We start from the raw sequence: 314 nt of genomic DNA on the forward strand, positions 1-314 counted from the left end.
AAGGAAAAATTTGAACGTAGCAAACCGCACGTAAACGTTGGCACCATCGGTCACGTTGACCATGGTAAAACCACCCTGACTGCTGCTTTGACTACTATTTTGGCTAAAAAATTCGGTGGTGCTGCAAAAGCTTACGACCAAATCGACAACGCTCCCGAAGAAAAAGCCCGCGGTATTACCATTAATACCTCACACGTAGAATACGAAACCGAAACCCGCCACTACGCACACGTAGACTGCCCGGGACACGCCGACTACGTTAAAAACATGATTACCGGTGCCGCACAAATGGACGGCGCAATCTTGGTATGTTC

The 314-nt window shown here is 48.4% G+C and carries 1 protein-coding gene; it reads left to right on the plus strand.

What is annotated here, in order from left to right; translation table 11 throughout:
* On the plus strand, positions 1–314 hold a 314-nt coding region (locus HMPREF3050_RS12060), incomplete at both ends, for a GTP-binding protein (RefSeq protein ID WP_210399938.1).

It is taken from the genome of Neisseria sp. HMSC065D04 (genome assembly GCF_001815675.1).
Lineage (GTDB): Bacteria > Pseudomonadota > Gammaproteobacteria > Burkholderiales > Neisseriaceae > Neisseria.